This is a genomic window from Inquilinus sp., from assembly GCF_039594555.1.
GTDB lineage: Bacteria > Pseudomonadota > Alphaproteobacteria > DSM-16000 > Inquilinaceae > Inquilinus.
In genome coordinates, this window is sequence record NZ_JBCNNF010000300.1 from 1 (window position 1) to 8,481 (window position 8,481).

Annotated in this window: 6 protein-coding genes; 5 read left to right on the forward strand and 1 reads right to left on the reverse strand. The window is 70.5% G+C overall.

Annotated elements, in window-relative coordinates; translation table 11 throughout:
• On the forward strand, positions 1-649 hold a 649-nt coding region (locus tag ABDW35_RS25975; protein WP_343716760.1), incomplete at its 5' end, for an amino acid--tRNA ligase-related protein.
• 388 nt (positions 650-1,037) lie between these two features.
• Here ABDW35_RS25975 and ABDW35_RS25980 read toward each other — a convergent pair.
• Positions 1,038-5,801, reverse strand: a complete 4,764-nt coding sequence (locus ABDW35_RS25980) for an NAD-glutamate dehydrogenase (protein WP_343716761.1) — start codon at positions 5,799-5,801, stop codon at positions 1,038-1,040.
• A gap of 390 nt (positions 5,802-6,191) precedes the next feature.
• Between ABDW35_RS25980 and ABDW35_RS25985 the strand changes: the two genes are divergently transcribed.
• The 4 genes from ABDW35_RS25985 to ABDW35_RS26000 all read left to right on the forward strand — a co-directional run.
• On the forward strand, positions 6,192-6,620 hold the full coding sequence (locus ABDW35_RS25985; RefSeq protein WP_343716762.1) for a DUF5818 domain-containing protein: 429 nt from the start codon (positions 6,192-6,194) through the stop codon (positions 6,618-6,620).
• A 68-nt stretch (positions 6,621-6,688) separates the two neighbouring features.
• Complete coding sequence (locus tag ABDW35_RS25990) at positions 6,689-7,063, forward strand: YciI family protein (protein ID WP_343716763.1); 375 nt, start codon at positions 6,689-6,691, stop codon at positions 7,061-7,063.
• A gap of 108 nt (positions 7,064-7,171) precedes the next feature.
• Positions 7,172-7,909 carry a damage-inducible protein gene (locus ABDW35_RS25995; RefSeq protein WP_343716764.1) on the forward strand — a complete coding sequence of 246 codons (738 nt, stop codon included), beginning with the start codon at positions 7,172-7,174 and terminating at the stop codon, positions 7,907-7,909.
• Positions 7,824-8,481 (forward strand): DNA polymerase Y family protein (locus tag ABDW35_RS26000; protein WP_343716765.1); only part of this gene is annotated, 658 nt, incomplete at its 3' end. The genes ABDW35_RS25995 and ABDW35_RS26000, both read left to right, overlap by 86 nt.

Sequence of the window (8,481 nt, forward strand, 5' to 3'; positions counted from 1 at the left end):
CATGATGGCTCTGGCCGAGGACATCTTCGCCGCGGCGGCGCGGGCGGCGACCGGCGGCACCACCGTGACCTTCGGCGAACGGCAGATCGAGTTCGGCGGCCAGTACCGCCGCGCCCCGATGACCGAACTGGTGAGGGAGACGACGGGCGTCGACTTCCTGCAGATCGAGGGGGCGGAGGCGGCGCGGGAGGCGGCGAAGAAGCTGCAGCTCAAGGTCTCCGGCAAGGAGAATTGGGGCCAGGTGGTGGAGCTGGTGTTCGGCGAGACGGTCGAGCACACGCTGATCCAGCCGACCCATGTCACCGACATGCCGAAGGAGATCTCGCCGCTGGCCAAGGCGCACCGCAGCGACCCGCGCCTGACCGAGCGGTTCGAGACCTATGCCAATGGCTGGGAGATCGCCAACGCCTTCTCCGAGCTCAGCGACCCGCAGGACCAGTATGAGCGCTTCGCCGCCCAGGTGGCGGCGCGCGACGCCGGCGACGACGAGGCCCAGATGATGGACCGCGACTACGTCACCGCGCTGGAATACGGCCTGCCCCCGACCGGCGGCATGGGCGTCGGCATCGACCGGCTGGTGATGCTGGTGACCAACTCGGCCTCGATCCGCGACGTCATCCTGTTCCCGACCCTGCGGCCGCGGAAGTAGGGGGGCTTCTTCCCTTCCTTCCGGAACGTCATTCCCGCGAAAGCGGGAATCTCCCGCCGATCGAGCGTGACGAGATCTCCGCTTCCGCGGGGATGATGAGGTTATTGGGAAGGCGGCAGGTGGACGCGCGCAGCCCTTCCCCCAACCCCCTCTCGCAAGGGGAGGGGGGTGGAAGGCTGGCCAGGCCGGTGACAGCAACATCGTCATTGCGAAGGTAGCGAAGCAATCCAGGGGCCAACACGAACCGGCCCCTGGATTGCTTCGTCGGCTTCGCCTGATCGCAGTGACGGCGAGGATGAGTGATCCTAAAAGGTCCCGCAGGGAGAGGCCGCGCGACGGAGTTTCGAGACCTGCGGGACAGGGGCCGCCGGCGCGGCCCCGCTTTTCCTCAGCCGGTCGCCAGGCCGCGCAGGTTGCGGTTGGCGACGGCCAGCATCGACAGATCGACTTGGTCCAGCGCCTTCAGCTCCGACACCAGCTGGTCGATCCGGTCCACCGGCGCCTGGCGGTGGCCGACCCAGGCCTCCACCGCCTCGGTCCCGGCGGCGCCGGCCGGCGCGTCCTGCAGGGCGCGCACCGCCAGGTCGGCCTGCAGCGTGTACAGGTCGTCGACGATCGCCCCCACTGCCTGCTTCTGCCAGTGGTTGCTGGCGGGCATCCGGCTCGCGCCGTCGCGCAGCCAGGCCAGGCCCAGCCGGCGCCCGGTCTCGAAATAGACCGCCGCCACCTCGGTGACGCCGCGGCCGGCCTGGTCGGCGATGCGGATGATGTCCAGCCCCGCCGCCCACAGGTTCAGCCGGGCGACGCGGCGGGCCAGGTCCTCCGGGAAGCCGGCATCGACGAAGCCCTTGGCGCGGGCATCGATCACGGCGCGGGCGTCGTCGAAGATCGCCGCGTCCAGCTGGCTCTCCAGCTCGGCCAGGCCGGGCTTGAGATGCGCCACGTCCTGGCTGATGTCCAGGCCGCGGCCCTGCTGGCGCAGGATCCAGGCGACGCTGCGCTCGATCAGCCGCCGCGTCGCCAGCATGGCGCGGATCTGGGCCTGCGCCTCGGCCTTGTTGTCCAGCGCCTCGACCGCCGCCCAGATCTCGCGCAGGCTGAAGCTGTCGCGCACGATCAGATAGGCGCGGGCGATGTCGGCCACGCCCATGCCGGTCTTGTCCACCAGCTCGGACACGAAGGTGGCGCCGACCCGGTTCACCATGCTGTTGGTGATGGCCGTCGCCACGATCTCGCGCCGCAGCCGGTGGTGCGAGATGGCGTCCCGGAAGCGCTCGCGCAGCGCCGTCGGGAAGTACAGCACCAGGTCGTCGACCAGGGCCGGGTCGTCCGGCAGGTCGCTGGCCAGCAGCGCGTCGTAGATGGTGATCTTGGAATAGGCCAGCAGCACCGCCTGCTCCGGCCGGGTCAGGCCCTCGCGGTTGCCGGAGCGCTGGGTCAGCTCCTCGTCGGTCGGCAGCATCTCGATCACGCGGTCGAGCTTGCCGGCCTTCTCCAGCCCTCGCATCAGCCGGGCCTGCTGGTCCAGCACTTCGAAGCCCTCGCCGACGGCGAGCGACAGCGCCTGGCTCTGCAGGTAGTTGTCGCGCAGCACCAGGTGGCCGACCTCCTCGGTCATGCCCTCCAGCACCTGGTTGCGCTGCTTCAGGGTGAGGTCGCCGGCCTGGACCACGGCGCCCAGCAGGATCTTGATGTTGACCTCGTGGTCCGAGGTGTCGACGCCGGCCGAGTTGTCGATGAAGTCGGTGTTCAGCTTGCCGCCCGACCCGCCGGCGCCGATGCGGGCGTATTCGATGCGGCCGAACTGGGTGACGCCGAGATTGGCGCCCTCGCCGATCACCTTGGCGCGGACGTCGCGGCCATTGATGCGCAGCGCGTCATTGGCCTTGTCGCCGACATCGGCGTGGCTCTCGCGGCTGCTCTTCACATAGGTGCCGATGCCGCCGAACCACAGCAGGTCGACCGGGGCCTTCAGCATCGCCTGGATCAGCTCGTTGGGCGTCACCGTCTCGCGCTCGATGCCGAAGCGGGCACGCACCTCGGGCGACAGCTTGACCGACTTGGCGCGGCGCTCGAACACCGCGCCGCCAGGCGACAGCTTCGCCTGGTCGTACTGGTCCCAGGAGCCGCGGCCGAGGTCGAACAGCCGCTTGCGCTCGGCGAAGCTGACGGCCGCGTCCGGGTCGGGGTCGACGAAGATGTGCAGGTGGTTGAAGGCGCCGAACAGGCGGGTGTGCTCGGACAGGATCATGCCGTTGCCAAACACGTCGCCCGACATGTCGCCGACGCCGACGCAGGTGAAGTCCTGGCTCTGGATGTCGGTGCCCAGCTCGCGGAAGTGCCGCTTCACCGATTCCCAGGCGCCGCGGGCGGTGATGCCCATCTTCTTGTGGTCGTAGCCGGCCGAGCCGCCGGAGGCGAAGGCGTCGTCCAGCCAGAAGCCGTAATCCTGGCTCACCCCGTTGGCGATGTCGGAGAAGGTGGCCGTGCCCTTGTCGGCGGCGACGACGAGGTAGGGATCGTCCTCGTCATGCCGGACCACGCGCTCCGGATGCACGGTCTCGCCACCGACGATGGTGTCGGTGATGTCGAGCATGCCGCGCATGAGGATCTTGTAGCATTCGACGCCTTCGGCCTGGAACGCCTCGCGCCCGGCCGAGGCGGCCGGCGGCCGCTTCAGCACGAAGCCGCCCTTCGAGCCGACCGGCACGATGACGGTGTTCTTCACCATCTGCGCCTTCATCAGCCCCAGGATCTCGGTGCGGAAATCCTCGCGCCGGTCCGACCAGCGGATGCCGCCGCGGGCGACCTTGCCGCCGCGGAGGTGCACGCCCTCCATCCGCGGGCTGTAGACGAAGATCTCGCGCCACGGCCGCGGCAGCGGCAGCTCCTCGACCGACGGGCTCTCCAGCTTCAGCGACAGGTACGGCTTCGGCCGGCCCTGGTCGTCGGTCTGGAAGAAGTTGGTGCGCAGGGTCGACCGCACCAGGTTCAGGTAGCGGCGGAGGATGCGGTCCTCGTCCAGGTTGGTCACCGCGTCCAGCGCATGCTCGATCTCGACCAGCATGCCGCGGATCGCCACGTCGCGGTCGCCGGTCAGCTCCGGGTCGAAGCGGGTGGTGAACATGCGGACGATGGCGCGGGTGATCTCCGGATGCGCGACCAGCGTGTCCTCGATCGTCTCCTGGCTGAAGGCGAAGCGGGCCTGGCGCAGGAACTTGGCGTAGGCGCGCAGCAGCGTCACCGACCGCCAGTCCAGGCCGCCGGCCAGCACCAGCCGGTTCAGCCGGTCATCCTCCATGTCGCCGGTCCAGATCCGCTCGAAGGCGGTCTGGAACACGGCCTTCAGGCGGTTCAGGTCGATCGCGTCGCCGCTGCGGCTGCGCATCTCGAAATCATGGATCCAGACCGGCGGCTGGCCCGCCAGCGCGACCTCGGTCGGGAATTCCGACACGACCTTGAATCCCAGATGCTCCAGCATCGGCAGCACGTCGGACAGCGGCACCGGCGTGCCGCGGTGGTACAGCTTGAAGCGCAGCTCGTTCGGCGCCGCCTCGATCGGGCGGAACAGGTGCAGCCCGATCTCGCCGTCCTCGTCGATCTCCTCGATCCGCTCGATGTCGACGATGGCGGCGGCCGGCGTCGTCTCCTCGCGGTAGCCGGCCGGGAAGGCCTCGGCGTAGCGGCGCAGCAGGATCAGCCCCTGCTCCTCGCCCTTCTTCTCGACCAGGGCCGACTGCAGCAGGTCGGACCAGCTGCGCCCGGCCTCGACCAGCCGCTCCTCGATCACGTCGACCGGCTCGTCGGTGCCGGCGCCGGGCTCGGTCTTGATCAGGAAGTGGACGCGGGCATGCGCCCCTTCGGTCATCTGGGTGGTGAAGGCCGTGACCGCGCCGCCATAGGCCTTCTGCAGGATCTTCTGGATGCGGTGGCGCAGGTCGGTGTTGTAGCGGTCGCGCGGCACGTAGACGAGGCAGGAGACGAAGCGCCCGAACGGGTCGCGGCGCACGAACAGCGCCGTCCGCTGCCGCTCCTGCAGGTGCAGCACGCCCATGCCGATGTCGAGCAGCTGGTCGTCGGAGATCTGGAACAGCTCGTCGCGCGGATAGGTGTCGAGGATGTGGCCCAGCGCCTTGCCGTCATGGCTGCGCGGGTCCATCCCGGCGCGCGCCAGCGTGCGGCTGACCTTGGCCCGCAGATAGGGGATGTCGCGGGCGCTGCGGCTGTAGGCGACCGAGGTGAACAGGCCGACGAACAGGTGGTCGCCCACCACCTCGCCGGCCTCGTCGAAGATCTTGATGGTGAAGACGTCGAGATGCACCGGCCGGTGCACGGTGGCCTTCAGGCTGGCCTTGGTGACGGTCAGCGGCGCCGTGCTGCGCAGCATCGACTGCGCCTCTTCCGACATGCGGTCGTAGCGGCGGGCGCCGTCGAACACCGACACGTCGGCCTGGCGCAGGATGCCCAGGCCGCTGTCCGGCACGATCTCGATCTCCAGCCCCTCGTCGCTGCGCGCGAAGTCGTAGCGGCGGTAGCCGAGGAAGGTGAAATGGTCGTCCTCGAGCCATTCCAGGAAGGCGATGATCTCGCGCGTCTCGCCGGGGTCGACCGGCAGCGCCTTGTGGTCCAGCTCCTCCAGCACCGTGCGGATCTTCTGCCGCATCTGGCTCCAGTCCTCGACCGCGGCGCGGACATCGGCCAGCACGCCGCGCAGCGTCGCCGCGATCCGGTCCAGCGTCGCCTGGTCGGTGCGTTCGTCGACCTGGACATGCATGAAGCTCTCGGCCGGCGCGCCTTCTGCCGTCGCCGGGTCCTGCACATCGGTCAGCCGGCCCTGGGCGTCGCGGGTGACCGCCAGGATCGGGTGCACCACCAGATGCACGGCCAAGCCCAGCTCGGTCAGCGCCGCGGTCACCGAATCGACCAGGAACGGCATGTCGTCGTTGATGATCTCGACCACGGTGTGCGGGCTGCGCCAGCCGTAATCGTCATAGACCGGATTGAAGATCCGGATCTTGACCTCGCCCTTGCGCCGCTCGCCGCCGAACTGCAGCAGGCCGAGGGCGACGCTGTAGAGGGTGTCCGCGCCTTCGCGCAGCACGTCGTGCGGCGGCACGTTGCGGAAATACAGACGGATGAACCGCTCGGCCATCCCTCCCTTCGCCGAATCGAGCCGCTGTTTGGCCAGGGCCACGACACCATCGACGATTTCGGCCTTATGTTGGTCGGCCTTTGACATCCTGCAGACTCCAAAGAGCGTGCGGCCCGAACGGTTGGGCCGCATCAGGGCCCCAAGGGCATACAATCAACCCGAGTAAAAGGAAACCGCCGAACCGTGACGGTTCGGCAGCGGCCGCCGCTGTGCCGAACCAGAAAATCGGGGCTCGCGACATCTCGATCCATAAATAGCCGCAATCGGGTTCGATTGATGCGAAGCACGGTTTCCCGGGCTTCGCTTTGATCGCCGGCTGGACGCCGGCCCCGCTTCGACTGTATTGGAATAAAAAGACTCCGGTCGCCCGAACGAGAAAGAGAGCGCGTGTTGACGACCCACTTCCGCCCCTCGCCGACCCTCTTCATCGCGCTCGCCGCGGCGACCCTGCTGGGCGCCTGCCAGACCGCCGGCCAGCAGTCGGCGCAGATCCCGCCCTACGACTTCCCGAAGGTGTCGACCGAGTGGCATCCCGATGTCAGCGTCGTCTACACCGGCACGCTCCAGGTCGGCCGGCCCTGCACGGTGCTGCGCCGCGACGACGGTAGCGAGGTGGCGATCCAGGGCAAGCCGGTGCCGGTGCGGATCGGCGATCGCGTCACCGTCTCCGGCCCGACCGCGAAATGGTCGCTGTGCCAGACGCTGGAGACGGTGCGCGCCGACAAGCTCGACGTCATGACCAGCGCCTATCTGCCGACCGCCAGCGGCACCGCCGTGACCGTGGTCCCCGGCGCCGTGGTGGTGCAGCCGACGCCCTGATCGCCGGGATGGCGTGACCGGGGCCTCTGCGGGCATACTCCGCGCCCGGACAGGGTGGGGAGGCCCGGATGCTCTACGCCATTCTCTGCTACAATTCGGAAGAGGTCATCGCCGCCTGGACGCAGGCGGAGGACGACGCGGTCATGGCCCGGCTCGACGTCGTCCACCGGCGGCTGGCGGCGGAGGGGAAGCTCGGGCCCTGCGCGCGGCTGGGCTTCACCAGCACCGCCACCACGCTGATGAAAGGGCACCAGCCGCCGCTTGTGGTCGACGGCCCCTATGCCGAGACCAAGGAGCAGATGCTCGGCTTCTACATGGTCGACTGCGAGTCGCAGGACGAGGCGGTGGCGATCGCCAAGGAGCTGGAGCGGGCGAATCCCGGCATCGGCGGCTATGAGATCCGGCCGGTGCGGCTGTTCCTGCCCGATTCCCGCCCCGGCTGACTGGGCCGGCAGCCAGCCTCGTTTCCGGCCTGATTCCCGAGTCGGCTTGACTCTGCGGCGGCATAGTGGATTCATATTGGAACAAATACGGAACAATCATGCCCCGCCATGTCCGCCCTCGCTGCCCTGCGCGAGCGCCTGAACCGGCTCGGATCCGCTGTCGAGGATCCGGGCGTCCTGCCGCTCGCCCTGCCCCCGATCGATGACCGCCTGCCGCGCGGCGGGCTGGCGCTCGGCCGGCTGCACCGCGTGGCCGGCACCGGCGACGACCCCGCCGGGGCGCCGGCCACTGGCTTCGCCGCACGGCTGCTGGCCCGGCTGCAGCGGCGCGGGCCGGTGCTGTGGTGCGCCGCGGCCGACGACCTGTATCCCCCCGCCCTGGCCGCGCTGGGGCTGATGCCGGACCGGCTGGTGCTGGTGCGGCCGCGCGACGAGAAGGGCGTGCTGGCGGTGGCGGAGGAGGCGCTGCGCACCAAGGGTTTCGGCGCCGTGCTGGCCGAGGCGGCGCATGCCGAGCTGCTGGCCGAGCGGCGGCTGCAGCTGGCCTGCGAATCGCACGGCACCACCGCCCTGCTGCTGCAGCGCCGGCCGGTCGCGCCGCGCGCGGGGAAAACCGCCGCCAGCGCCGCGGTGACGCGCTGGGCCGTGGCCCCGGCGCCGAGCGGCGGCGATGCCGGCTGGGTCGGCCCGGCGCGCTGGGAGCTGGCGCTGACCCACAGCCGCGGCGGCCGGCCCGGCCGCTGGATCGTGGAGACCGAGGATGGGACGGATCGTCTCGCTGTGGTTGCCGAACTGGCCGATCACGCGACTGAGACTCTCGACCCCGCCCGACGCCTGGCCGGCTGAGCCGGTCGCGATCGTCGAGACCGTGGAGCAGCGGCGCCAGGTGGTGGCGGTGGACGACCGCGGCTGGGCCGCCGGCATCCGGCCGCAGCAGAAGGCGACCGACGCCCGCGCCATCCTGCCGGCGCTGGCGCTGATCCCGGCCGACCCCGCCGCCGACGCCCGCGCCCTGGCCCGGCTGGTGGGCTGGGCCGGCCGCTACAGCCCCGCCGCGGCCCCGTGCCCGCCCGACGGGCTGTGGCTCGACATCACCGGCTGCGCCCATCTCTGGGGCGGCGAGGACGGGCTGGTGGCCGACCTGGCCGGGCGGCTGGAGCGGCGCGGCCTGCCGGCGCGCATCGCCGTCGCCGGCAGCTTCGGCGCCGCCTGGGCGCTGTCGCATTTCGGCCCGTCCGACCGGCGGATCCTGCCCGATGGCGGCGAGCGCGCGGCCCTGGCGCCGCTGCCGATGGCGGCGCTGCGGCTGGAGGAGGGAGAGGTGGCGGCGCTGCAGCGGATCGGCCTGACCCGGATCGGCGAGCTGCTGGCGGCGCCGCGCCCCGGCCCGGCCCGCCGCTCCGGCCCCGGGCCGCTGC

Excerpts from the sequence above, each read along its gene's own strand:
- ABDW35_RS25995 (WP_343716764.1), top strand. The coding sequence starts at position 7,172 with ATGTCCGCCCTCGCTGCCCTGCGCGAGCGCCTGAACCGGCTCGGATCC.
- ABDW35_RS25980 (WP_343716761.1), bottom strand. The coding sequence starts at position 5,801 with ATGGCCGAGCGGTTCATCCGTCTGTATTTCCGCAACGTGCCGCCGCAC.
- ABDW35_RS25990 (WP_343716763.1), top strand. The coding sequence starts at position 6,689 with ATGCTCTACGCCATTCTCTGCTACAATTCGGAAGAGGTCATCGCCGCC.